Genomic DNA, 24,878 nt, shown 5'->3' on the forward strand with positions numbered 1-24,878 from the left:
CTTCGCGCTTTGGCGCCTCTTCGAGAGCGGCCTTCGCCAGCCCTGCGGGCAGGACCGCGGGCCGCACCGTGAACGGACCCTAACCGCCGCATTAAACTTGAGATAGATTCGCAACTAGAGCCCGAGGGCGGCTTGACCGGGCGGCGCGTCGGGGTATTTTCATCTTCATCGAAGCGACGATGAAGCCGAAGCAAACAGAAATCTTCTTCTTTTCGTCCATCGATCCGAAGACGGGAACTCCGAGATAAACCTAGCGAAAGCAGGATTTCATCGGCCCGAACTCAGAAAAATGCCGCGCGGACCCACAGGGCCCGCACGACGGAGCTCAAATCGAAGCTCTCGAGACCCCTCCGCCCGCGCTGCCGGCGTTTCCGGCAACCCTCCGGTCCGGCCCCGACCGTCTTCGCCCCATCTCACGAGGATGCGGCGCCCGGCTCGTTGCGAGCCACCCTCGTCATCGAGGGCTCGAGACGTCGAATCCCCAGTCGCACGCAAACACTGGGAGTGACCATTATGAACACCACCTTCGCCAACACCGCCCGCACCACGGCCCTGGACGACCACGCCCTGGCGATGATCGCCGGCGGCACCGTCACGCCGCAGCAGGTCATCAACCAGGTGATCGCCGGTCTGCCCTTCGGGGGCGAGGCCAACCGCTTCGGCCCTTGCCCGAACCCCGATGCGTTCCCGATCGGCCCCTGCCCGAACCCGGATGCCTTCCCGGTGCCGGCGCCGAACCCGGACGCCAACGGCTGACGATCCGGCACCGCACGCGCGGCGCGCTTCAACCCATCAAATGGAAACCCTTTCCTGAATAGGTGCCAAAATGTCGATGATGACCATGAATATGAACGGCGAGGCGCTCGCCCTGAACGACGCAGCCCTGAACACCGTGACCGGCGGCAGCCTGAGCTGGTTCTCCGATATCGGCGACGAACTGAGCGGTTGGGTCTGCGATATGTCCCGCACCGTGAGCTCGGTCGGAAGCGATATCCTCGAAGGCGGCGCCGGCGAGGCCGCGGCCGAAGCCGGTGCGGAAGGCGCCGAGGCCGGCTCCTGCCTCGGCCCGGTCGGGGCGGTGGTCGGCGGCGCGGTCGCGGCCGGGATCGGCTATCTCGCCTACAAGTTCTTCTGATGCGGCCGTCCCGACCGCACATTCATGACCAAGCGGGCCACTCTCCGGATGCCGGAGGGCGGCCCGCTTCCGTTCGGGGAGCGTCCGTGCGGACCCCGCGCAGCGCGCGGCAGCGGCCCCGTTCCATCCCGGCCGCGCGGCCCGGCCAGCGGGGCCAGACGCTCACCGCAACATTAAACTTGCGACAGGTTCGCAATAAAGGCCACTCCCCCGCTTGACCGCCACCGCCATCGGCGTATCCTCAGCTTCGTCGAAACGATCGAAGCAGACAGAAGTCATCCAAATGATTTTCTAACTTATAAAGTCGAATCGAACGGATGGGACCGCCCGCCAACAGAGGCGAAGTTGTCCGATTCGATCTTCAGACTAAAACCGTGCGGACCGCGAGGTCCAAGCGGTCAGAGCCTCACCCCGAAGCTCTCGAGACCCCTCCGCCCGCGCTGCCGGCGTCTCTGGCAACCCTCCGGTTCGGCCCCGACCGTCTTCGCCCCATCTCACCGGGATGCGGCGCCCGGCTCCGTGCGAGCCACCCTCAGAAGCGAGGGTCCGAGACGTCGAATCCCCCGTTGAACGTACCGATCGAACACGGGGAGACACCATCATGACCACTTTCACCACGATCGAAGATCGCGCCTTGCACACCATCTCCGGCGGCACCGGCTCGTCACAGCAGACGGTGCAGCAAGCGCTCGCCAACCTGCCGTTCGCCAACGAAATGGGCGGCGCGACTGCGGATATCTATTATCCGAGCCAGCAGCAGCTCCAACAGTCCGGCATGCTGCAGGGCCTCGCCAATCAGTAACCCGGTCGGCCGACCCGCTGGCCTGCCGACAGTGGTGGCGACCCGATCCCGACGACCTACGGGCCGCCTCCGGATTTATCTCGACGCCTACCCTCTTCCTCTGTGAACCTCCCGACTCAAACGGGCCTTCCCATCCGGAAGGCCCGTTTTTTTATTTCTTCTTCTTGAAGGCGACGTCCGTCGTCTTGACCATCGGGCCGTCGGTGCCGAGCTTGTCCTCGACGACGAAGGTGAAGCCGTTCTGTCCGGCATTGACGATGGTCATCGTCGCCGTGGTGTCGCCGTTGACCGGCTTCGGCCAGGTGATCGTCAGGGTGATGGTGTCGCCCTTACGCGCGCCCGACAATTTGGCCGGGCCGACGATGGAGCCGACATAGGTACCGGTGAAGCGGCCGGTGCGCGGGTCCTGGGTGATGTCGGCGGAGATCGCCCGGCTGAAGATCAGGTAGGCGCGGCAATTGCCGGCGAGGCGGACGTGATTGCCGTCCGCGCTGCCGTCGAGGTCGCACGTCACGCGCGTCTGACCGGATTGGAGATTGCGCTGGACCATGCCGCCGCCGCTCCAATGGCCTGAGAAGCGGGACAGGAAGGCGGCATCGACGGCGGCGGCCGCCGGCAGCGAGGCGGCGATCACGAAGGCTGCGGCGACGGCGGTGCGGTTCATCCCTGTCTCCCGTTCGGCGAAGGCATTCGTGGCCAACGCCCCCGCGGTCCCGAAGTTCCGCGGGCCGAGGGATGCGGTCTCAGCCCTCGAGCTCTTCCTTCAGGAGTTCGAGCCGCAGCCATTCCTCTTCGGCCTCGGCGAGCTTGCCTTCGGCCGCCTTCAGCGCGGTCGCAGCCTTCTCGAAGGCCGCCCGGTCGCGGGCGAACAGATTGGGCTCGGAGAGCTTCGTCTGCAACGTCGCGATGTCCTTCTCGAGCGCCGCCATGGTCTTGGGCAGCGTCTCGAGCGCGTGCTTCTCCTTGAAGGAGAGCTTTCGGCGCGCCTCCGCCTTGGCCTGAACGGCCGCCGGCTTATCCTCCGCCCCGCGCTCGGCTGCCGCCACCCCCTTCATCGTGACGCCGCGCCCACGCTGGGCGACCATGTCGCTGTAGCCGCCGGCATAATCGCGCCAGACGCCGGGCCCCTCGTAGGCGATCACCGAAGTCACGACGCGGTCGATAAAGTCGCGGTCGTGGCTGATGAGGAGAACGGTGCCGCCGTAGTCGCCCAGCATCTCCTGGAGAAGATCCAGCGTCTCGAGGTCGAGATCGTTGGTCGGTTCGTCGAGCACGAGGAGGTTCGAAGGCCGCGCCAGGGCGCGGGCGAGCATCAGCCGGCCCCGCTCGCCGCCGGAGAGCACGCTGACGGGCGTGCGCGCCTGTTCGGGCGAGAACAGGAAGTCCTTCATGTAGCTGACGACGTGGCGCGGCTCGCCGTTGACGATGACCTGGTCGTTGCGGCCTTCGGTCAGCACCTCGGTGAGCGGCGCCGTCGGGTCGAGGCTCTCGCGGTGCTGGTCGAGGGTGACGACGTCGAGATTGGTGCCGAGGCGGATGATGCCGGAATCCGGGGCGAGCGCTCCGGTGATGAGGTTGACGAGGGTCGTCTTGCCGGCCCCGTTCGGTCCGACGATGCCGACCCGGTCGCCGCGCAGGATTCGGGTCGAGAAGCCCGAAACGATCGGGGTCTCGCCGTAGGACTTGTAGACGTCCTTCGCCTCGATGACGAGCTTGCCGGAGACGTCGCTCTCGGAGGCGGCGAGCTTGACCTCACCGACCGCGCGGCGGGCGGTACGGCGAGCGTCGCGCATCTCGCCGAGCAGACCGAGGCGGCGCTGGTTGCGCTTGCGCCGCGCCGAGACGCCGTAGCGGACCCAGTCCTCCTCCATGGCGATCTTGCGGTCGAGCTTGTGGCGGTCGCGCTCCTCCTCCGCATAGACCTCGTCGCGCCACGCCTCGAAGAAGGCGAAGCCGCGGTCGTGCCGCCGGGTGCGGCCGCGATCGAGCCACACGGTCGCCCGCGATAGCCGCTCGAGGAAGCGGCGATCGTGGCTGATGAGGACGATCGCCGAGCGCAGGCCGGAGAGCTCGCCTTCGAGCCATTCGATCGCCGGCAGATCGAGATGGTTGGTCGGCTCGTCGAGAAAGAGGATGTCGGGCTCCGGCGCCAGCACCCGGGCGAGCGCGGCGCGGCGGCCCTCGCCGCCGGACAGGCGGTCGGGCTCCTCGTCGCCGGTCAGGCCGAGGGATTCGAGGAGGAGGCGGGCCCGGTAGGGATCGTCGCCCGGGCCGAGGCCCGCCTCGACATAAGCGAGCGTCGAGGTATAGCCCTCGAACGACGGCTCCTGGGGCAGGTAGCGCACCGTCGCGCCTGGATGCAGGAAGCGGTCGCCGCGATCGGCCTCGACGATGCCCGCCGCGATCTTGAGCAGGGTCGATTTGCCGGAGCCGTTGCGGCCGACGAGGCAGACCCGCTCCCCCTCGCCGACGATGAGGTCGGCGCCGTCGAGCACGGGCGTGCCGCCGAAGGTGAGTGAGATCGATTGCAGGGTCAGAAGCGGTGGTGCCATGGCGGCGGTGTTCGCCCGCCCGCGCCGCCATGTCAATTGCGGCCACCTGTCAAAGGCGGTGCCGCTCTGTGACGGCCACCGCCGCCGGACCCCGCCGCCGGCACGCCTCTGCCGCGATCCGCGACGGACCGGCGCGAATTCCCGCGGCGGTGCGGAAACCCGATCTCAATCCCGTTGCTTTATCCCCGAACCGCGGCCGCCCCTTCTTTTCGCCACACCGGCGGTTCAACGGGGACGGCTCAATTCGGACGGATGGATCGGAGAAGGCGAAGCATGGCGCGTCAAACGGGGGAGCGCAGGGAACCGACGTTCGGCGGCGGCGGAGGCCGACGCAGCGACGGTGGCCTGCGCGCCGAGGCCCGCGACCGCCCCGGCGGACCGCCGAGCACGCCGAAGCGCCGGCCCCCCGCCCCGAAACGTCCCAAGGGTACCAAGAAGCGGCCGCGGCGGTCGCTCATCGGCCGTCTTGTGCGCGGCACGATCTATTGGGGCTTCGTGCTCGCGATCTGGGGCGCCATCGCAGTCGCCGCGGTGATCGGCTATTTCGCCGCCACGATGCCGCCGATCGACGAATTCTCGGTGCCGAAGCGGCCGCCGAACGTGCAGATCGTCTCCGAGACCGGCGACCTGATCGCCAACCGCGGCGACACCGGCGGCGAGCGCATCCCGCTCGCGCAGATGCCGAAATTCCTGCCCGAGGCGGTCGTCTCGATCGAGGACCGGCGCTTCTACGACCATATGGGCATCGACCCGATCGGCCTCGCCCGCGCCTTCGTGACCAACCTGCGCGCCGGCTCGACGGTGCAGGGCGGCTCGACCCTGACCCAGCAGCTCGCCAAGAATCTCTTCCTCGAGCCCGACCGCACCATCCAGCGCAAGCTCCAGGAAGTCGTCCTTTCGATCCGCCTCGAGGCGAAATATTCGAAGGACGAGATCCTCGATATGTATCTCAACCGCGTCTATCTCGGCGCCGGCGCTTACGGCGTCGATGCCGCGGCGCGGCGCTATTTCGGCAAGTCCGCCCGCGACTTGAACCTGCCGGAATCGGCGATGATCGCGGGCCTCCTCAAGGCGCCGTCCAAATATGCCCCGACGCGCGACGCCGACCTCGCCGCCCAGCGCGCCGCCGTGGTGCTCGGCGCGATGCGCGAAGAGAACTACATCACCGACGCCCAGTTGAAGGACGCCCTCGCCCATCCGGCGAAGCCGGTGAGCCGCGAGCTCGTCGCAAGCGGCGGCTACGTCGCCGATTGGGTGATGGACCAATTGCCGAGCTTCGCCGGCGCACTCAACGGCGACGTGATCGTCGAGACCACTATCGATTCCGCGCTGCAGAAGACCGCCGAGGCGACGCTCCGCAAGGGCCTCGACACCGATGGCAAGAAATATGGCGTGACCCAGGGCGCCGTCGTCATCCTCGACGGCAACGGCGCGGTGAAGGCCCTCGTCGGCGGCCGCGATTATACGACGAGCCAGTACAACCGCGCCGTCACCGCCAAGCGCCAGCCGGGCTCGGCCTTCAAGCCGTTCGTCTATCTCACCGCGGTCGAGCACGGCATGACGCCGTCGTCGACGGTGGTGGACCAGCCCGTCTCTATCGGCGGCTGGAGCCCGGAGAACTACGAGCACCGCTATCTCGGGGCGATCCCGCTCGCCCGAGCGCTGGCGCTCTCGCTCAACACCGTCTCGGTGCAGCTCGTGCAGCGCTTCGGGCCACAGGCCGTGATCGACACGGCGCACCGGCTCGGCATCGTCTCGCAGATCCAGCCGAACGCCTCGATCGCGCTCGGCACCTCGGAAGTGACGCCGCTCGAACTTACCTCGGCCTATGTGCCGTTCTCGAACGGCGGCTTCGGCGTGGTGCCCCACGTCATCCGCCGCATCACCTCGTCGGACGGCAAGACCGTCATCTACGAGCGCCAGAGCGGCGGCAGCCGGCAGGTCGTGCAGCCCCAATATGTGGGCGAGATGAACGCGATGATGTCTCAGGTCATCCTCGCCGGCACCGGCCAGCGCGCCCGCATCAAGGGTTGGCCGGCGGCCGGCAAGAGCGGCACCAGCCAGGCCTATCGCGACGCCTGGTTCGTCGGCTTCACCGGCTACTTCACCACCGGCGTCTGGCTCGGCAACGACGACGGCACGCCGACCAAGAAGATGACCGGCGGCACGCTCCCCGCGAAGATCTGGGGCGAGCTCATGACCGGCATCCACCAGGGCATGCAGGTCGCCGAACTGCCGGGCGCCCAGGCGGCCCAGGAGGCGGCGGCGAACGCCGCAGCCCAGGTCCCGGTCGACGATACCGGCGCCGCCATGCCCGGAGCGCCCGGTCAGGTGCAGGCTCAGAACGGCCCCCGATGGTCGGCGATCGGGTGATGCCGCAGGCGGGCACCCAGAAGAACTTCTTCCAGCGCCTGTTCGGCGGGTAGGGCGGCGACGCCCTTCCCCCCAGCCCACGCGCATCTGCCGCGGCGGAACTTTCCGCCGGGGTCCCGCGATTCTCCCCGCAGCTTGTCTGACGGGAGACGTCGCCATGACCCAATCGATCCCCCTCGCCGGCGCGACCGGCGCGGCTCCGCTGTGGTCCCATGAGGCCGTTCGCCAGCTTCTCGACCTCGCTCGCGAGGACGTTTCGGCCGAGGTGATCAGCCTCAAGCTGAGGCGGCCGGTCGCCGATGTCCGGGCCAAAGCCTCGGAGCTCGGGGTGCACCTCAAGGTCGACCTCTGACGCCGACACGTTCCGTTCCGGCAAAGGTGCTTCTCTGGCGGCGCCGGTGCCCGATCGTGGCGCCGGCCCGGCGCGTCGGCTACAACCCTGCGCAGGATCGTCGCCCGCTGCGGGCGAAACGCACGGTTGCCCGGGACCCGCCATGACCCATTCGGCCTCGACTGAGCATCACAGCGCCATCCGCGTCCACGACCTGCTGGTCGATCCGGCGCTGTTCGACTTCATCGAGGCGGAAGCGCTGCCGGGGACGGGCGTGGAAGCCGCGCTGTTCTGGGACGGCCTCGCCCGGCTGATGGCGGAGTTCACGCCGAAGAACCGCGCCCTCCTCGAAAAGCGCGACGCCCTCCAGGCGACGATCGACGCCTGGGAGCGCGAGCACCGGGGCCGCCGCGACCCCGGTGCCTATCGCCGCTTCCTCGAAGAGATCGGCTACCTGGTGCCAGAAGGCCCGGCCTTCTCGGTCGAGACCGCGAATGTCGATCCCGAGATCGCCGCGATCGCCGGCCCGCAGCTCGTCGTGCCGGTGATGAATGCCCGCTATGCCCTCAACGCCGCGAACGCGCGCTGGGGCAGCCTCTACGATGCCCTCTACGGCACCGACGCCATTCCGGGTCCGATCGGCAAGGGCTACGACCCGGCGCGCGGCGCAAAGGTCATCGCCTGGGCGAAGGATTTCCTCGACCGCGTCGCCCCGCTTGAGACCGGATCCCATCGCGATGCGGTCGGCTACCGGGTCGAAGGCGGCGCCCTCGTCGTCGCATTGCCGGGCGGCGCCTCCACGGGCCTCGCCGATCCGAGCGCGTTCGCCGGGTTCGTCGGCACGGAGGGTTCGCCCGCGGCGGTGCTCCTGCGCCACAACGGCCTTCACGTCGAGATCGTGATCGACGGCGAGCATCCGATCGGCAAGGACGACCCGGCGAAGGTCGCCGACGTCGTCGTCGAGGCGGCGCTCAGCGCCATCATGGACGGCGAGGATTCCGTCGCCGCCGTCGATGCCGAGGACAAGGTCGTGGTCTACCGCCACTGGCTCGGCCTGATGAAGGGCGATCTCGCCGAATCGTTCGAGAAGGGCGGCCGCACGATCGAGCGCCGCCTCGCCCCGGACCGGGTCTATACGGCCCCGGACGGCGGCCGGCTCGCTCTGCACGGCCGCGCGCTGATGTTGAGCCGCAATGTCGGGCACCTGATGACGACGCCCGCCATCACCTTCGCCGACGGCCGCGAGGTCTACGAGGGCCTGCTCGACGCCATGGTGACCGCGCTCATCGCCATTCACGATCTCAAGAAGGCGCCCGATCACCCCTTCCGCAATACCCGCGCCGGCTCGATCTACGTCGTGAAGCCGAAGATGCACGGGCCGGAGGAGGTCGCCTTCGCGGTCGCCGTGATGGATTTCGTCGAGGACGCCCTCGGCCTCGCCCGCAATACCATCAAGATCGGCATCATGGACGAGGAGCGCCGCACCTCGGCGAACCTCGCCGAATGCGTCCGCGCGGCGCGGGCCCGGGTGTTCTTCATCAACACCGGCTTCCTCGACCGCACCGGCGACGAGATCCACACCGCGATGGAGGCGGGTCCCGTCGTCCGCAAGGGCGCCGTGCGCAACTCGGCCTGGATCAAGGCCTACGAGGACCGCAACGTCGACATCGGCCTCGCCGCCGGCCTGCCGGGTCACGCCCAGATCGGCAAGGGCATGTGGGCGATGCCGGACCGCATGGCCGACATGCTGGAGCAGAAGATCGGCCACCCGAAGTCCGGCGCAACGACCGCCTGGGTGCCGTCGCCGACCGCCGCGATCCTCCACGCCACGCACTATCACGCGGTCGATGTCACCGCCCGCCAGGCCGAGCTGCGCACCCGCCCGCTCGCGCCGTTGTCGGACCTGCTGACGCCGCCGCTCGCCGAGGGAATCAACTGGACGCCCGACGAGGTCCGCGAGGAACTGGAGAACAACGCCCAGGGCATCCTCGGCTACGTGGTGCGCTGGGTCGACCAGGGCGTCGGCTGTTCCAAGGTGCCGGACATCCACAATGTCGGGCTGATGGAAGACCGCGCCACCTGCCGCATCTCGAGCCAGCACATCGCCAACTGGCTGCACCAGGGCGTGGTGAGCCGGGACGAGGTGATGGCGGTGATGCGCCGGATGGCGACCGTGGTCGATCAGCAGAACGCCGGCGATCCGCTCTACGAGCCGATGGCGCCCGGCTTCGATGGCCCGGCCTTCAAGGCGGCCTGCGACCTCGTCTTCGAGGGCGTGCGCCAGCCGTCCGGCTACACCGAGCCGGTGCTGCATGCCCGCCGCCGGGAAAGGAAGGCCCTCGCCCGCTGAGCCAAACGAGGCGCGAGATCGCTTCGACGGCAAATTTCCCCGCGATCCCGCCTCGCTCGGGTCTCGCGCAGCGGCGGCTCGCCGCTTATTCTCACCCGAAGCGCTTTCGGGGAGACGGCACACAGTGGGACGGATGACGGCGGCGTTCGAGTTCGGGGCTCCCTTTCTGGGGCGGCTCCTGCCGGGGAACCCGGTCGTAGAGGAGGCGGCGCCGGCCGATCTTCCGGCGTTGTCGGATCTCCACGCCACATCCTTTCCCCACCCGTGGGACATCGCCGAGATCGCCGCCTTGCTCGGCTCGCCGGGCGTCCATTGCCTGGTGATCCGCCGGCCGAGCCTCGTCGTCAGCCGCAAGCCGGTCGCCTTCGTGATCTACCGGCTCGTCGCCGACGAGGCGGAAATCCTCACCCTCGCCGTGCATCCGCGCTGGCGACGCGGCGGCCTCGGGGCCTCCCTCGTCGATGCGGCGAAGCGTCGGCTCTATGCCGAGCGGGCAACAGCGCTCTTTCTCGAGGTCGATTCGGAGAATGCCGCCGCTCTGGCGCTCTATCGCCGGCGCGGCTTCGTCCAGGTCGGAACCCGACCGGGTTATTATGCGCATGCCTCGGGCCACGGACATGCGCTTGTCATGCGCTGCGATCTTCGGTAGCGCAGAGCGGACGAGACAGAATAGAGTCGTTCGAAGGTATCGACGACGGACCCGCTAGGCTCCGTCGGTTGGGATCGGGATGCCTTCGTCCCTGCGAACCCCCTGCCGGAGCGCGGTCCGGCGGTGGGGCGCCACCTGATTGCGAAACGGGACCATCGACCGGTTGGGGGACGTCGCCGTTCCACCGGGATGATCCGGACGGGAGCCGCCGAGACGTGACCAATTCGTCGTATTCGAAGGTGCCGGGATCGCAGCCGCTCGAGGTCTTGTGCGTCGCCAAGGGCATGCGGATGACCGACCAGCGTCGGGTCATCGCGCGGGTCCTCGAGGCGGCGGAAGATCATCCGGACGTCGAGGAGTTGCACCGTCGCGCGAACGCGATCGACGACCGCATCTCGATCTCCACCGTCTACCGCACGGTGAAGCTGTTCGAGGATGCCGGCATCATCGAACGCCACGATTTCCGCGACGGCCGCTCGCGCTACGAGACGGTCCAGGAAGACCATCACGACCATCTGATCGACCTGCGGTCCGGCATCGTCGTCGAATTCCGCAACGAGGAGATCGAGCGGCTCCAGGAATTCATCGCCCGCGAGCTCGGCTACAAGCTGGTCGACCACCGGCTCGAGCTTTATGGTATCCCGCTCGACGACAAGGATCGGCGTTGACCTCCCGCGCCGGCGTCGTTTTGGGGCGGCGTCGTTCGCGGCGTGGGAGGATGAGCGGAGCATGATCGATTTTCTCTCGCGTCTGCGGGGAATCGTCGCCGTGGCGGTGCTCACGGTCGTGACGCTCGTCCTAATTCCAGTCCAATGGCTGGCGGTCCGTTTCGGCTGGCGCCTCGCCGGCACGCTGCCCGTGGTCTGGCATCGCCTCGCGCTCGGCCTCGTCGGGGTCCGCGTCGTGGTGCGCGGCGCGCCGACGGCGAACCGCCCCCTCCTCATCGCCGCCAATCACGTCTCCTGGCTCGACATCTCGGTCCTCGGCTCGCTCATCCCGCTGTCGTTCATCGCCAAGGCGGAGGTCGAATCGTGGCCGGTCTTCGGCCTGTTCGCCGTGCTCCAGCGCACCGTCTTCGTGAACCGGGAGCGCCGCGCCGAGACGGCCGCCGTCGCGACCCGCATCGCCGAGCGGCTGAGCCGGGGCGATCCGATGGTGCTGTTCGCCGAGGGCACCTCCTCGAACGGCAACGAGGTGCTGCCCTTCCGCACCGCCCTGATCGGCGCGGCGCGACACGCGCTCGGGGTCGATGGGTCGGGCGCCTGGGTCCAACCGCTCTCGATCGCCTACACCCACCGCCACGGCATGCCGATGGGCCGCATGGGCCGCCCGAGCATCGCCTGGTACGGCGACATGGACCTCGCACCGCATCTGTGGGGCGTGTTCTCCTCCGGCGCGATCGACGTCACCGTGACGTGGGGGACGCCGATCGCCTTTGCCGCCGACGGCGACCGTAAGCAGGTCGCCGCTGCGGCCGAGCGGGCGGTTCGCGAGATGACGCTCGCCGCGCTGACCGGCCGCGAGGCGGAGACGCCGGAGATTGCGGTGCCTGTGGAGAGTGTCGTGCCGTCTTCATCGACGGCGCCTATTCTCAAAAGTCACGAAACCGTCTAGACCCTGAAGAAGAGGCTCGCCGGCTCGCGGCGGGGCATCGGGTCCGCGGATTGGTTCGACGCGCGGGCACCATTCCCGCGCTGAGCCTTTTGATTTTCGTGCCGAGGAAAGGCCGACCCCGCTTCGATGAGCGTCAAGCGCACCGTCTATATCAAGACGTACGGCTGCCAGATGAACGTCTACGATTCCGATCGGATGACGGATGCCCTGGCCCCGGCGGGCTACGTGCCGACCGACACGTTGGAAACCGCCGACCTCGTTCTCCTCAACACCTGCCATATCCGCGAGAAGGCGGCCGAGAAGGTTTATTCCGAGCTCGGGCGGCTGCGTGTGTTGAAAGAGGCGCGGGCCGAGGCCGGCCGGCCGATGCAGGTCGGCGTCGCCGGATGCGTCGCCCAGGCCGAGGGCGCGGAGATCGCGGCGCGCGCGCCGGTCGTCGATCTCGTCGTCGGCCCGCAGACCTATCACCGCCTGCCGGATTATCTCGACCGCGCCCGCCGCGGCGAGCGCGTCGTCGAGACGGAGTTCGCGCCGGAAGAGAAGTTCGAGCAGCTTCCCGCCCCGACGACCGAGCGCACCATCGCCCGCGGCGTCACCGCCTTCCTGACCATTCAGGAGGGCTGCGACAAGTTCTGCTCGTTCTGCGTGGTGCCCTATACGCGCGGCTCCGAGATCTCCCGCCCCGTCGCCCAGATCATCGCCGAGGCCGAACGGCTCGCCGGCGCGGGCGTCCGCGAGGTGACGCTGCTCGGGCAGAACGTCAACGCCTTCCATGGCGAAGGGCCGGACGGCCGCGCCTGGGGCCTCGGCCGCCTCGTCTCGCGCCTCGCCGAAATTCCCGGGCTCGACCGGCTGCGCTACACCACGAGCCATCCCCGCGACATGGACGACGATCTGATCGCCGCCCACCGCGACCTGCCGCAACTGATGCCCTACCTGCACCTGCCCGTGCAGTCCGGCTCCGACCGCATCCTCGCCGCCATGAACCGCCGCCACACGGCGGAGGATTATGTCCGCCTGATCGAGCGCATCCGCGCCGCGCGGCCGGACATCGCCCTGTCGAGCGACTTCATCGTCGGCTTCCCCGGCGAGACCGACGCCGATTTCGAGGCGACGCTGCGGCTCGTCGAAACAATCGGCTACGTTGCCGCGTTTTCCTTCAAATACAGCGCCCGGGCCGGCACGCCCGCCGCCGACCGCGAGGGCCAGATCGCCGAGGCGGTCAAGGCCGAGCGGCTCGAACGCCTGCAGGGAATCCTCGCGGAGCAGACCCGCGCCTTCAACGCCCGCACCGTGGGTCTGACGATCCCAGTGCTCATCGAAAAGTCCGGCCGCCGGCCGGGCCAGGTCGCCGGACGGTCGCCTTGGTTGCAGGCCGTCCATCTCGATGCCGACACCAAGCTGATCGGGGAGATCGTCGACGTGACCATCACGGGCCTTGCTACGATGAGCCTATCGGGCGTTCGCGCCGGCACCGAGCCCAACCGCTCGGGACTCGCCTCATGAGCGCCGATCGCACCGCCGTTCCCCCGCCCCGCGGCTCGTTCCCGCCTCCGATCTCACGCATGTCGTCATCGCCTTCGACGACAACCGCCTGGTCGGCGAGCTGTTCGGGCAATTCGACCAGAACCTCGCCTTGATCGAGCAGCGGCTCGGCGTCGAGGCGGTCGCCCGCGGCAACCAGGTGACCATCAAGGGGCCGCACGAGGCCTGCGAGCACGCCCGCGACGTGCTGGAGCAGCTCTACGACCGGCTCCAGCACGGTTTCGAGCTGCATCCGGGCGACGTCGAGGGCGCGGTCAAGCTCGTCACCGCCGCCAAGGCGCAATTGATGCTGCCGACGCTCGAACCGAAGAGCAAGCTCGCCTACGCCCAGGTCTCGACCCGCAAGCGCACCGTCGCGGCCCGCACGCCCGCCCAGGACGCCTATCTCAGGGCCATGGACCGGGCCGACCTCGTGTTCGGCTCCGGACCGGCCGGCACCGGCAAGACCTTCCTCGCCGTCGCCTATGCGGCGGCGCTGCTCGAGCGCGGCGACGTCGCCCGCCTCATCCTCTCGCGTCCGGCCGTCGAAGCCGGCGAGCGGCTCGGCTTCCTGCCGGGCGACATGCGCGAGAAGGTCGATCCCTATCTGCGCCCGCTCTACGACGCACTCTACGAGATGATGCCGCCGGAAAAGGTCGAGCGCGGCCTGCAATCGGGCATGATCGAGGTGGCGCCGCTCGCCTTCATGCGCGGCCGCACGCTGACCAACGCCATCGTGCTGCTCGACGAGGCACAGAACACGACCTCGATGCAGATGAAGATGTTCGTCACCCGCCTGGGTGAGAACTCGAAGATGATCATCACCGGCGACCCGAGCCAGATCGACTTGCCGCCCGGTCAAGCCTCCGGCCTCTCGGAGGCGACCGCGCTCCTGTCGAACGTCCAGGGCGTGGCGCATGTGCGCTTCACCGCCGCCGATGTGGTGCGCCACGAGCTCGTCGCCCGCATCGTCGCGGCCTACGACGACGCCTCGGCGCGGCGCATCGCGGCCCGCCGTGGGCCGCCGCCGGTGTTCGGCGCGCCGGAGGTCGAGACGGACGTGCCCGACACCGGCGAGCCCGAGCGCGCGGCGGAGGCGCCGGAGGCGTGATGAGCGGCACTGCATCCGCAGCCGGGGGCTTCCCGGTCTCGATCGATCTCGTGGTCGAAGCCGAGGGCTGGCCGCCAGAGGCCGAGCTCGAGACGCTTGTGCAGCAATCGCTCGACGCGGCCGCCGCCTTCGTGGCGGCCGATTTCGCCGAGGCCGGCGAGCCGGAGCAGGGCGCGAGCGAGCTCACGGTCGCCTTCGCCGACGACGCGCGGGTGCGCGAGCTCAACCGGGATTTTCGCGCCAAGGACAAGCCGACCAACGTGCTGTCCTTCCCGGCCCCCGCGATGCCCGGCGAGGGACCGGTCTTTCTCGGCGACGTCGTGCTCGCCCGCGAAACGGTGGCCCGGGAAGCCGAAATTGACGGAAAGCCGCTCGATCACCATATCCGTCATCTGGTCGTGCATGGCTTTCTGCATCTTCTCGGTTACGATCACGAGGACGACGAGGAAGCGGAGGTGATGGAAGGGCTCGAAACCCGGATCCTCGCCCACCTCGGCATTGCGGACCCTTATGCGCCGGTCGGCGACGATGTCGCGCCCGGCGATGCCCATCGGACCACAGGATGAACGACGACCCTCCCAGTCCCGGCCCGGCGGCGACCGCCGCCGGTTTCGCAGGCGCCGAAACGGCGCACGACCGTCCCCAGGAGAGCTGGCTCTCCCGGCTCAAATCGGCGGTCGGTTTCCGTGCGCCCTCGTCCTTGCGCGAAGACCTCGAATCCGCCCTCTCCGGCGAGGGTGAGGACGGCGAGGAAGCCTTCACCGCGGAAGAGCGCACCCTCCTCAAGAACATCCTCCACCTGCGCGAATTGCGGGTCGAGGACGTCATGATCCCCCGCGCCGCGATCATCGCGGTCGAGGGCTCGACGCCGCTCGCGGCTTTGATTCGCACCTTCCTCGCCTCGGGCCATTCGCGCCTCCCGATCTACCGGGAGACGCTCGACGACCCGATCGGCATGGTCCACATCAAGGACCTGATGTTCCACATCGCCGCCGCCGCCGAGAAGGCCGGCGCCGATGCCGGTCCGGCCGCCGCCGCCGAGACACATCTGCCGCTCGCCGCCGTCGATCTCTCCTGCCCGACGAGCGAAGCGGGCGTGGTGCGCCCGGTTCTGTTCGTGCCGCCGTCCATGCCGGCGACCGACTTGCTCGCCAAGATGAAGGCGGAGCGGATGCAGATCGCCCTGGTGATCGACGAATATGGCGGCACCGACGGCCTCGTTTCGCTCGAGGATCTCGTCGAGACGGTGGTCGGCGACATCGAGGACGAGCACGACGAGGAGGACGCCATGATCTCGTCGCCCTCCGAGGGCGTGTGGATCGCCGACGCCCGCGTCGAGCTCGACGAGCTGTCCGAGACGATCGGCCCGGATTTCCAGCCCGGCGCCATCGACGAGGAGGTCGATACCCTCGGCGGCCTCGTCTTCACCCTGGTCGGGCGCATTCCGGTGCGCGGCGAGCTCATCGCGGCCTCGGCCCTGCCCGGCTTCGAGTTCGAGGTGCTCGACGCCGACCCGCGGCGGCTGAAGCGGATCAAGATTTTCCGCCGGCCGGTGACCGAGCCGCCGGGCCCGCGGGCAGAGCCGATCCGCAGCCGCGCCGACGCCTGAAAACGGCCCGTCGGGGGAGGCGGCGATCGAACGGACGAGCGACCAACGCACCGCGGCCCGGTCTCCCGCGCGCCTCGGCGCCGCCCCCTCCGACCCGCTCGGCCACATCCGCGCGAATCGGCTGCAACGGCTCGCGAACGGCGTTTCGGCGCTGCAGGGATGGCGGCGGTCGGGGCTTGCGGTGCTCGCCGGAGCGCTCGGCGCGCTGGCCCAGGCGCCGGTCCACGCCTTTCCCGTGCTGTGGCTGTCCTTTCCCCTCCTCGTCCTGCTGATCGACCCGGCGACGGACGCGCCACCGCTGCGTCGCCTGCGCGCCGCCGCCTGGGTCGGCTGGTGCTATGGCTTCGGCTATTTCCTCGCCGGGCTGTGGTGGATCGGCTCCGCCTTTCTCGTCGATGCCGCGGCATTCGCCTGGCTGATCCCCGTCGCCGTCACCGCCCTACCGGCCGGTCTCGCTCTGTTCATGGCCCTCGGCACCGCCGTCGCGACGCTGCTCTGGCGGCCCGGACCGTGGCGGATCGCCGGCCTCGCCGTCGCTCTCACCGGGAGCGAATGGCTGCGCGGCCATATCCTCACCGGCTTTCCCTGGCTCAGCTTCGGCTACGGTCTCGCGGCCACCGACACCCTGATGCAGACGGCGAGCCTCGTCGGCCTCAACGGTCTCACCTTCCTCGCCGTCCTCCTTTTCGCGGCGCCTGCGGCCGCCCTCGGCCGGCAGGGACGGCCGCGCGACGGCCTCGCCTTCGTCGGCGCGACCCTCCTCGGTCTCGCGGGCCTCGCCGCCTTCGGCGCCATCCGGCTCGCGAGCGCGAACGTCGCCGACGTGCCGGACGTGCGGCTCCGCCTCGTCCAGCCGGCCATCGACCAAGCGCTCAAGTGGCTGCCCGAGAATCGGCTGAAGAATTTCGAGGACATGCTCGCCTTGAGCCGCGGCCCGGCGCCGACGAGCGATACCGCGACGGCCGATCCGGCGGCCGACCCGACGACCCTCGTCGTGTGGCCGGAAACGGCGACGCCGTTCGCGCTCGCCGACGACGGCTATGCCCTGGCGGCGGCGGGCGCGGCGATCGGGCCGAAGAGCATCCTCGCGGCGGGCTCGGTGCGCGTCGAGCCCGGACCGGACCCCACGGCCGAGCCGCGTTATTTCAACAGCCTGCTCTTCATCGACCCGAGCGGGGCCGTGCGTAGCCTCTACGACAAGGTCCACCTCGTGCCGTTCGGCGAGTACGTGCCGTTCCAGGGTGTTCTCGGCGCCCTCGGGCTCGGCAGCCTCTCCAACGTCGTCGGCGGCTTCTCGGCCGGCACGGACAACCGGCTGATCACCCTGCCTGGGCTTCCCGCCTTCGAGCCGCTGATCTGCTACGAGATCATCTTTCCCGATGAGGTTCTCGCCGGCGCGGCACGCGGCCAGCGGCCGGCCTTCTTCCTCAATGTCACCAACGATGCCTGGTTCGGCGATACCGCCGGCCCCTACCAGCACTTCGCCCAGGCGCGGCTCCGGGCTGTGGAGCAGGGGATTCCGCTGGTGCGCGACGCCAACACCGGCATCTCCGCGATCGTCGACGGCTACGGCAAGGTGCGGCAATTTCTCCCACTCGGCGCCCGCGGAGCCGTCGAAGGCCCTCTGCCAGGGGCACTGGCGTCCACAATCTATGGAAAACTCGGAAATTTTCCTCTCGTCCTGATTTGCGCCATCATCGTGATATGCTCCATTACGGTACGGCTCCGTCGTCTGCATTGACTTGACGAAGCGGCGCCGCACATTATCGGAGCGCATAACGGAACTGTTGAACGTTTGACGTGCGATTTGTTCCGCGAAGGGGTGGGGCTCCTTTCGCATCCGGACGACCGTGGGTCTCAGGACACACAGGGCGCGCGGAATCTATTGTGTCCGAGGAAGACCATGCCCAGTAAGAAGTCCCCCAATCCCATCGATACCCATGTCGGCAGTCGTGTCCGGATGCGCCGCATGATGCTGAACATGAGCCAAGAGAAGCTCGGCGAAAGCCTTGGCATCACGTTCCAGCAGATCCAGAAATACGAGAAGGGCACCAACCGGATCGGCGCGAGCCGCCTCCAGCACATCGCGACCGTGCTGCAGGTGCCGGTGGCCTTCTTCTTCGAAGACGCCCCGACCACGCCGACCGATACGAACACCGGCTTCTCCGAGGACCGGCCGGCTGCGTTCGTGACGAATTTCCTGACCTCGACCGAAGGCCTCGCGCTCAACCGCGCCTTCGTGCGGATCAAGAACGGCCAGGTGCGTCGCCGCATCGTCGACCTCGTCGAATCGCTCGCCGACGAGGGCTGAGGGAAAAATCGTTCCGGTTCGGGTCGGTTGGGCGTCCCGATATTTCCACTTTGGCATATAAAGATACCTTTATATCCAACCTTGAACCGAGCCCCCCGCTCCTGCTAGGAAACGTGTGCGCGCACCGTGCCCGCATTCGTTTCCTAGATGGAGCTTCGATCTCCCGTGTCTCCCCGCAGCGCCTACCTCTTCACCAGCGAATCCGTCTCCGAAGGCCACCCGGACAAGGTGTGCGACCGCATCTCCGACACTGTCGTCGATGCCTATCTTTCGGAATATCCGGAGGCGCGCGTCGCCTGTGAGACGCTCGCGACGACGAACCGCGTGGTGATCGCCGGCGAGGTGCGCGGCCCCGCCACCCTGACCGCCGATTATATCCGTCACCTCGCCCGCCTCGCGATCCGCGACATCGGCTACGAGCAGGACGGCTTCCACTGGGAGAAGGCGGAGATCGACGTCTTCCTTCACGCCCAGTCGGCGGACATCGCCCAGGGCGTGGATGCCAGCGGCAACAAGGACGAAGGCGCCGGCGACCAGGGCATCATGTTCGGCTACGCCTGCCGCGAGACGCCGGATCTGATGCCGGCGCCGATCTACTACGCCCACAAAATCCTGAAGTCCCTCGCCGATGCCCGCAAGTCGGGCCGCGAGCCGAACCTCGGCCCGGACGCCAAGAGCCAGGTGACCGTCGCCTACGAGAACGGCAAGCCGGTCCGCGCGACCCAGCTCGTGCTCTCGACCCAGCACGCCGACGGCCTGTCCTCGGCCGATGTGCGCAAGATCGTCGAGCCTTACATCGTGGCGGCGCTGCCGGACGGCTGGGTGACCAAGGACACCATCTGGCACGTCAACCCGACCGGCAAGTTCGTGATCGGCGGCCCTGACGGCGATGCCGGCCTGACCGGCCGCAAGATCATCGTCGACACCTACGGCGGCGCGGCCCCGCACGGCGGCGGCGCGTTCTCGGGCAAGGACCCGACCAAGGTGGATCGTTCGGCCGCCTATGCGGCGCGCTACCTCGCCAAGAACGTGGTGGCGGCCGACCTCGCCGACCGCTGCACGATCCAGCTCGCCTACGCCATCGGCGTCTCCGAGCCGCTCGCCGTCTATGTCGACCTGCACGGCACCGGCAAGGTCGAGGAGGCCAAGATCGAGGCGGCACTGCGCCGCGTCATGGATCTGACCCCCCGCGGCATCCGCACCCACCTCGCGCTGAACCGGCCGATCTACGCCCGCACCTCCGCCTACGGCCATTTCGGCCGCACGCCGGAGGCCGACGGCGGCTTCTCCTGGGAGAAGATCGACCTCGTCCATGCGCTTCGCGACGCGGTCGCCTGAGCCGCGACATTTTCGCCCTTTGCCCGGTCGGATACATTTCGACCGGGCGAAACTTTTAAGGAAGCGTTATTGCAGGGCCGCCGTGTGACGGGGTATGTACCCCCTCCACAGGGGCATTGGCAGCGCCTCCCGGACTTCGATGCTGAACATTCGACTGATACCCCTTCACGCCGCGCACCACCGTGCGGACCTCGGGGTCGACACCATCCTCCACCGCTTGGCTCTGCGAGCCGCCCGGATTCTCATGCGCCGCCGCGCCGCGCGGTTGCGCCGGCGTGACGCCGTTGCCGTGAGCCGGGGCCCGGCACGCCTTTCGTGAGCCCCTCCGACGCGCCGGAGGGGCCGGCGCGCCGCACCGCGTTCTTCGGCCGCCGGATGGGCCGCCCGTTGCGGGAGCGGCAGGCGGACCTGACCGGCACCCTGCTCCCGGCGCTCTCCCTCGACCTCTCCGCGCCGGCGCCAGCCGATTCGCGCGCGCTGTTCGCCCGCCCCGTTTCGGCGGTGTGGATGGAGATCGGCTTCGGCGGCGGCGAGCATCTCGCCCACCAGATCCGTCTCCACCCGGACACCGGCTTCATCGGCTGCGAGCCGTTCGTGAACGGCATGGCCAAGATGCTGCGCCGCATCGAGGCCGAGGGTTTCGACGCGATCCGGCTCTATGACCGGGACGCCGGGGAGGCGATCGATTGGCTCGCCCCCGCGAGCCTCGACCGGGTCTACCTGCTCTATCCCGATCCCTGGCCGAAGAAGCGGCATTGGAAGCGGCGCTTCATCTCCGCCGACATGCTGACGCGGCTCGCCCGCGTCCTGAAGCCGGGGGCGGAATTGCGCTTCGCGAGCGACATCGACACCTATGTCGATTGGGCGCTCGCCCATGTGCACGACCACCCGGACTTCACCTGGACCGCGACAACCGCCGACGATTGGCGCAAGCCGTGGGCCGATTGGCCGAGCACGCGCTACGAAGCGAAGGCGCTGCGCGAAGGTCGCACCCCGGCTTATCTCACCTTCCGGCGCGTCGATAACGTCTGACCCCCGCTGAGAGGCGGTCTGCGAATCATCACTATCGAGGAAAGTTGAACGCCGCCGCGCGTCCCGGCGGACGTATCGCATTGCGCAATCACATACCAAATCGTTTAATCTTATGAGGCAAAAACTAAAATGAAATAAAATGAAAACTTATTTTGACCGCGCTTTGCGCGGCGTCAGAACTGTACTTGGCGACAAGTCTTCGACGCCGATCACCGCTGATAAGCTGGAATTAGAGCCTGATCAGCCAAGAGCGAATCCCGATCTCTATGAACGCATGGGCCTTCATTTGCTGCTTGACGAGAGCAGCGATGTCGATCGCTCGGTGATATGGCTAAACGCCTGGGAGCCGGAACAGGTTGCGTTCCTGCAAGACCTTTCCGATCGCGTCACCCGGCGCGCCCCGGCCATCTTCCTCGATATCGGATCTTATTGGGGATTGTATTCCCTCAAGGCCTATCAGCATGGCGGCTTCAAGCGCCTTGTGGCCGTCGAGGCCGACGCAACGAACTTCTCACAACTGAAGGCGAACCTTTTCCTGAACGGAGCCGAGCGCAGCGTGGAATGCCATAATCTCGCGGCGTCGGATCGATACGACACCGTGCGATTTCTCAACAGCCGCACCCACCCGACCGGAAATCGCGGAGGCGCTTACATTCTCGGAGGTGAGCCGAACGCGCATGGGCAAATCGTCCAATCCGTGCCGCTCGACCAACTGCTCCCCATCGAAAATGAACGGATCGTCGCGAAAATTGATGTTGAAGGCCACGAAGTTTCCGTATTGAGGGGCATGATAAACCTTCTTGCACGCAATAAATGCGTCCTTCAAGTCGAAGTTCTCCCACAGAAGGCTGATTCTAGCCTTCCTTTCTTCGATAAGATCGGATATCGCATCGTGAACGTCATCGACGTGGATTATTACATTACGAATATGACATCGGACGACCTGGGCCTGTAAACTTCGGTTGCGGTCGCCAAGCAGACCCGGGCAATTATCGCTCCGCGAGCGAGTTCGTGGGGGGAGGTCCCGGCGCGCAATGCGTCCTGGCGCGCTTGGAACGCTGGGCCGCTGTTTTTGACGGGTCAGAGACCTCTTGTCTTTTCGGGCAAATCCGCCTCCAAATCTTCAGACCTGTTCCAAGGACCCGCCCCCGTGGGCATCCACCCGCGATCTCCCTTTAAGACGTCTCACTGAATGTCCGTGCCCACCGCCGTCCATCCCTTCGAGGTCACCCACCGCGCGGTGCTCGCCATCGCGCTGCCGATGACCCTCGCAAACCTGTCGACGCCGCTCGTCGGGATCGTCGACACCGCGGTGATCGGCCAGCTCGGCAGCACGGCGCTACTCGGCGGCATCGCCATCGGCGCCCTCGTCTTCGACGTCATCCTGTCGATCTTCAATTTCCTGCGCATGGGCACCACCGGCCTCACCGCCCAGGCGGTCGGCGCCGGCGACCGGGTGGAGCTCAAGGCGGTGTTCGCCCGCGCCATCGCGGTGGCGCTCGGGATCGGCCTCGTCATCGTCGCCCTTCAGGCCCCGATCCTGCGCCTCGCCGAGGTCGGCATCGCGCCGAGCCCGGCGGTGATGGCGGCCTTCCGCGCCTATTTCGAGATCCGCATCCTGGCGACGCCGCTGTCGTTTGTGAACTACGTGATCCTCGGCTGGGTGATCGGGCTCGGCCGCGCCGATCTCGGGCTCGCGCTCCAGATCCTGCTCAACCTCGTCAATGTCGGGCTCAACATCCTGTTCGTCTACGCGATGGGGCTCGGCATCGCGGGCACCGCGCTCGCCACGGCGGCGGCGGAGGCGGTCGCGGTCGTCGGCGGCATTGCAGTCGTGGTGTTCGCGTCCCGCGGTGCGCCGTGGCCCGCGTGGCGGCGGATCTTCGAGCGGCGCGAGATGATGCGGATGGTGGCGGTCAACCGCGACATCATGATCCGCTCGGTCGCGCTGATGACGGCGTTCGCCTTCTTCACCGCCCAAGGCGCGCGGGCGGGCGACGCGGTGCTCGCCGCGAACGCCGTGCTGATGCACTTCTTCATGGTCGGCGGCTTCTTCCTCGACGGCCTCGCCAACGCGGCCGAACAGCTCGCCGGCCGGGCCATCGGCGCCCGCTACCGCCCGGCGTTCGTGCGCTCGGTGCGGCTCGCCGTCGGCTGGGGTTTCGCCTTCGCGGCCGCCGCCTCGCTGCTCTTCATCGCCGCCGGTCCCGCGATGATCGATCTCGTCACCACGTCGCCCGAGGTGCGCGCGACCGCCCGGCTCTATCTCGTCTGGGCCGCGCTGACCCCGCTCGCCGGCGTGCTCGCCTTCGAGATGGACGGCGTCTTCGTCGGCGCGACGTGGTCGAGCGACATGCGCAACATGATGCTGATCTCGATCGCGCTCTATTTTGCGCTGTGGGCCGTGCTCGCGCCGATGTTCGGCAACGACGGGCTGTGGATCGCCCTGCTCGGCTTCCTCGGCGCGCGCGGGCTCACCCTTGCGCTGCGCATCCCCGCGCGCCTCGCCCGCACCTTCCCCGAGCCGCGGCCCGCCTTCGGCTGAGGCCGGCGCGCATCATTCCCGCTTAGCTCGGCTCAGGCCGTCCGCGCGGCCCAGGCCTCGGCCTCGATCCCGACCGCCTCGCTGATCGAAGCGAGACGGCGGCGGTCGAGTTCGCGCGACAGCCCCTCCAGAATGCGCCCGACGAGGCCCGGCCCCTCGTAGACGAGGCCGGTATAGAGCTGCACGAGGCTCGCCCCGGCCGCGATCTTGGCGAACGCGGTCTCCGGCGAATCGACCCCGCCGACCCCGACGAGGGGAAGGGTCGGTAGCCGCAGGCGGAAGCGGGCAAGCATGATGGTCGAGAGGGCGAAGAGCGGCCGCCCCGACAGACCGCCGGTCTCCTTCGCCTCCGGCGACGAGAGCGCCGGCCGGCCGATGGTGGTGTTGGACACGATCAGCCCGTCGAGCGCAGACCCCGCCACCACCTCGACGATGTCCTCGAGACCCGTCTCGTCGAGATCGGGGGCGACCTTGAGCAGCATCGGCACGCGCCGGCGATGGCGCTCCGCCATGCGGTCGCGCGCCTCGGTGGTGCGGGCGACGAGGTCGGACAGAGCGGCCTTCGCCTGGAGATCGCGCAGGCCCGGCGTGTTGGGCGAGGAAATGTTGATGGTGAAATAGGAGGCGAGGTCGGCGAAGGCCTCGATGCCCGCGACATAATCGGCGGCGCGATCGGTGCTGTCCTTGTTCGCCCCGACATTGACGCCGACGATTCCGCCCCGGCCGCGCCGGGCGACGAGCCGCGCACGCGCCGCGGCGTGGCCCTCGTTGTTGAAGCCGAGCCGGTTGATGACGGCGCGGTCGGCGACGAGGCGGAACATCCGCGGCCGCGGGTTGCCGGGCTGCGGCCGCGGCGTCACCGTGCCGATCTCGGCGAAGCCGAAACCGAGCCGGAGCACGCCGTCCGGCACCTCGGCATTCTTGTCGAAGCCGGCGGCGATGCCGAGCGGATTGGGAATGTCGAGCCCGAGGAGACGCACCGCGAGCCGCGGGTCGGGCTTCGTGGTGCAGGGCGGGGCCACGCCCGTGGAAAGCGCGGCGATGGTGAGGCCGTGTGCCGTCTCCGGCTCGAGGCGGAAGAGCGCCGTGCGGGCGAGGGAATAAAGGCTCACGCCGAGGCCTCCGGCAGGATGGCGCGTCCGTCCGCGTCGCGCACGATAGGCCGCACCGACCGCACCGCCGAGACCAGCAGCGGCCCGTAGAGATGCGGGAACAGGGCGCCGCCGCGTGACGGCTCGTAGACGAGGGCGTCGCCGAGCGCATCCGCATCGACCGCGACGAGCACGAGGCCGTCGCGCCCGGCGAAGTGCTTGGCGGCGGTCTCGGCGAGCTGCGCCGCGGTCGAGAAGTGGATGTATCCGTCGGCGAGATCGATCGGCGCGCCGTCGAACCGGCCGAGGCTTTCCGCCGCGGCCCAGGCCTCGGCCTCGGCAATCTTGTAGATCAGGCTTTCGCGCATTCGGCCCACCGTCGCTGGTTCGCCCGGCCGTACCGCAAGGGCCGGATCGCCGCAAGGCACGCGACGCCGTCTTTTCACCGCGAGCCGGGCAGCGGGACTGGCGTTCGAGGTATTTATTCCTTATCCTATCGGCACTGCGGATG

General features: G+C 68.3%; 23 protein-coding genes. 19 read left to right on the forward strand and 4 right to left on the reverse strand.

The features are described 5' to 3' along the window. Positions 1 to 513: 513 nt before the first annotated feature. The 3 genes from F0357_RS08420 to F0357_RS08430 all read left to right on the forward strand — a co-directional run bounded on the left by F0357_RS08420 (position 514) and on the right by F0357_RS08430 (position 1,937). Complete coding sequence (locus F0357_RS08420; protein WP_153479919.1) at positions 514 to 756, forward strand: hypothetical protein; 243 nt, start codon at positions 514 to 516, stop codon at positions 754 to 756. A 76-nt stretch (positions 757 to 832) separates the two neighbouring features. Beyond that, positions 833 to 1,135, forward strand: coding sequence for a hypothetical protein (locus tag F0357_RS08425; protein ID WP_153479920.1), 303 nt, complete (start codon positions 833 to 835; stop codon positions 1,133 to 1,135). Between the two features lie 601 nt (positions 1,136 to 1,736). Beyond that, complete coding sequence (locus F0357_RS08430; protein WP_153479921.1) at positions 1,737 to 1,937, forward strand: hypothetical protein; 201 nt, start codon at positions 1,737 to 1,739, stop codon at positions 1,935 to 1,937. Between the two features lie 151 nt (positions 1,938 to 2,088). On the opposite strand, the gene F0357_RS08435 is transcribed toward F0357_RS08430, so the two are convergent. Beyond that, positions 2,089 to 2,601, reverse strand: coding sequence for a hypothetical protein (locus tag F0357_RS08435; RefSeq protein WP_153479922.1), 513 nt, complete (start codon positions 2,599 to 2,601; stop codon positions 2,089 to 2,091). A 79-nt stretch (positions 2,602 to 2,680) separates the two neighbouring features. Next, positions 2,681 to 4,489: an ABC-F family ATP-binding cassette domain-containing protein gene (locus tag F0357_RS08440; RefSeq protein WP_153479923.1), complete on the reverse strand. Its 1,809-nt coding sequence runs from the start codon at positions 4,487 to 4,489 to the stop codon at positions 2,681 to 2,683. A gap of 273 nt (positions 4,490 to 4,762) precedes the next feature. On the opposite strand from F0357_RS08440, the gene F0357_RS08445 reads away from it, so the two are divergent. The 16 genes from F0357_RS08445 to F0357_RS08520 all read left to right on the forward strand — a co-directional run bounded on the left by F0357_RS08445 (position 4,763) and on the right by F0357_RS08520 (position 23,276). Then, positions 4,763 to 6,862 carry a transglycosylase domain-containing protein gene (locus F0357_RS08445; RefSeq protein WP_246161410.1) on the forward strand — a complete coding sequence of 700 codons (2,100 nt, stop codon included), beginning with the start codon at positions 4,763 to 4,765 and terminating at the stop codon, positions 6,860 to 6,862. A 157-nt stretch (positions 6,863 to 7,019) separates the two neighbouring features. Next, positions 7,020 to 7,214: a hypothetical protein gene (locus F0357_RS08450; protein WP_153479925.1), complete on the forward strand. Its 195-nt coding sequence runs from the start codon at positions 7,020 to 7,022 to the stop codon at positions 7,212 to 7,214. A gap of 142 nt (positions 7,215 to 7,356) precedes the next feature. Beyond that, complete coding sequence (locus F0357_RS08455) at positions 7,357 to 9,543, forward strand: malate synthase G (protein ID WP_153479926.1); 2,187 nt, start codon at positions 7,357 to 7,359, stop codon at positions 9,541 to 9,543. 133 nt (positions 9,544 to 9,676) lie between these two features. Continuing rightward, positions 9,677 to 10,192 (forward strand): GNAT family N-acetyltransferase, encoded by a 516-nt coding sequence (locus tag F0357_RS08460; RefSeq protein WP_153486482.1) that lies wholly within the window; start codon positions 9,677 to 9,679, stop codon positions 10,190 to 10,192. 284 nt (positions 10,193 to 10,476) lie between these two features. Further along, a complete protein-coding gene (locus F0357_RS08465; RefSeq protein WP_153486484.1) occupies positions 10,477 to 10,860 on the forward strand; it encodes a Fur family transcriptional regulator in 384 nt (127 codons plus the stop codon). Positions 10,861 to 10,921: 61 nt separating this feature from the next. After that, positions 10,922 to 11,806 carry a lyso-ornithine lipid O-acyltransferase gene (gene olsA / locus F0357_RS08470; RefSeq protein WP_153479927.1) on the forward strand — a complete coding sequence of 295 codons (885 nt, stop codon included), beginning with the start codon at positions 10,922 to 10,924 and terminating at the stop codon, positions 11,804 to 11,806. 126 nt (positions 11,807 to 11,932) lie between these two features. Further along, entirely contained in the window at positions 11,933 to 13,312 is a 1,380-nt protein-coding gene (miaB, locus tag F0357_RS08475; protein ID WP_153479928.1) for a tRNA (N6-isopentenyl adenosine(37)-C2)-methylthiotransferase MiaB, read from the forward strand. A gap of 67 nt (positions 13,313 to 13,379) precedes the next feature. Beyond that, a complete protein-coding gene (locus F0357_RS08480; protein ID WP_312861693.1) occupies positions 13,380 to 14,441 on the forward strand; it encodes a PhoH family protein in 1,062 nt (353 codons plus the stop codon). Next, positions 14,438 to 15,007, forward strand: coding sequence for an rRNA maturation RNase YbeY (gene ybeY / locus F0357_RS08485; protein ID WP_376767794.1), 570 nt, complete (start codon positions 14,438 to 14,440; stop codon positions 15,005 to 15,007). The genes F0357_RS08480 and ybeY overlap by 4 nt, the downstream gene beginning before the upstream one ends. Continuing rightward, positions 15,004 to 16,050 carry a hemolysin family protein gene (locus F0357_RS08490; protein WP_153479931.1) on the forward strand — a complete coding sequence of 349 codons (1,047 nt, stop codon included), beginning with the start codon at positions 15,004 to 15,006 and terminating at the stop codon, positions 16,048 to 16,050. The genes ybeY and F0357_RS08490 overlap by 4 nt, the downstream gene beginning before the upstream one ends. A 181-nt stretch (positions 16,051 to 16,231) precedes the next feature. Next, positions 16,232 to 17,791, forward strand: a complete 1,560-nt coding sequence (lnt, locus tag F0357_RS08495) for an apolipoprotein N-acyltransferase (RefSeq protein ID WP_312861514.1) — start codon at positions 16,232 to 16,234, stop codon at positions 17,789 to 17,791. Positions 17,792 to 17,953: 162 nt separating this feature from the next. Next, positions 17,954 to 18,361, forward strand: coding sequence for a helix-turn-helix domain-containing protein (locus tag F0357_RS08500; protein ID WP_153479933.1), 408 nt, complete (start codon positions 17,954 to 17,956; stop codon positions 18,359 to 18,361). 147 nt (positions 18,362 to 18,508) lie between these two features. Next, positions 18,509 to 19,699: a methionine adenosyltransferase gene (gene metK, locus F0357_RS08505; protein WP_153479934.1), complete on the forward strand. Its 1,191-nt coding sequence runs from the start codon at positions 18,509 to 18,511 to the stop codon at positions 19,697 to 19,699. A 375-nt stretch (positions 19,700 to 20,074) separates the two neighbouring features. After that, a complete protein-coding gene (gene trmB, locus F0357_RS08510) occupies positions 20,075 to 20,731 on the forward strand; it encodes a tRNA (guanine(46)-N(7))-methyltransferase TrmB (protein WP_153486487.1) in 657 nt (218 codons plus the stop codon). 139 nt (positions 20,732 to 20,870) lie between these two features. Continuing rightward, positions 20,871 to 21,686, forward strand: a complete 816-nt coding sequence (locus tag F0357_RS08515) for an FkbM family methyltransferase (protein ID WP_153479935.1) — start codon at positions 20,871 to 20,873, stop codon at positions 21,684 to 21,686. A gap of 237 nt (positions 21,687 to 21,923) precedes the next feature. Further along, positions 21,924 to 23,276 carry an MATE family efflux transporter gene (locus tag F0357_RS08520; protein WP_153479936.1) on the forward strand — a complete coding sequence of 451 codons (1,353 nt, stop codon included), beginning with the start codon at positions 21,924 to 21,926 and terminating at the stop codon, positions 23,274 to 23,276. 32 nt (positions 23,277 to 23,308) lie between these two features. Here F0357_RS08520 and F0357_RS08525 read toward each other — a convergent pair whose 3' ends face one another. Both F0357_RS08525 and F0357_RS24095 read right to left on the reverse strand, forming a co-directional pair. Beyond that, a complete protein-coding gene (locus F0357_RS08525; RefSeq protein ID WP_312861515.1) occupies positions 23,309 to 24,388 on the reverse strand; it encodes a quinone-dependent dihydroorotate dehydrogenase in 1,080 nt (359 codons plus the stop codon). Further along, positions 24,385 to 24,735 (reverse strand): DUF952 domain-containing protein, encoded by a 351-nt coding sequence (locus F0357_RS24095; protein WP_208948265.1) that lies wholly within the window; start codon positions 24,733 to 24,735, stop codon positions 24,385 to 24,387. Before F0357_RS24095 ends, F0357_RS08525 begins: the two co-directional genes overlap by 4 nt. Positions 24,736 to 24,878 lie beyond the last annotated feature (143 nt).

The organism is Segnochrobactrum spirostomi, assembly GCF_009600605.1.
Classification (GTDB): domain Bacteria; phylum Pseudomonadota; class Alphaproteobacteria; order Rhizobiales; family Segnochrobactraceae; genus Segnochrobactrum; species Segnochrobactrum spirostomi.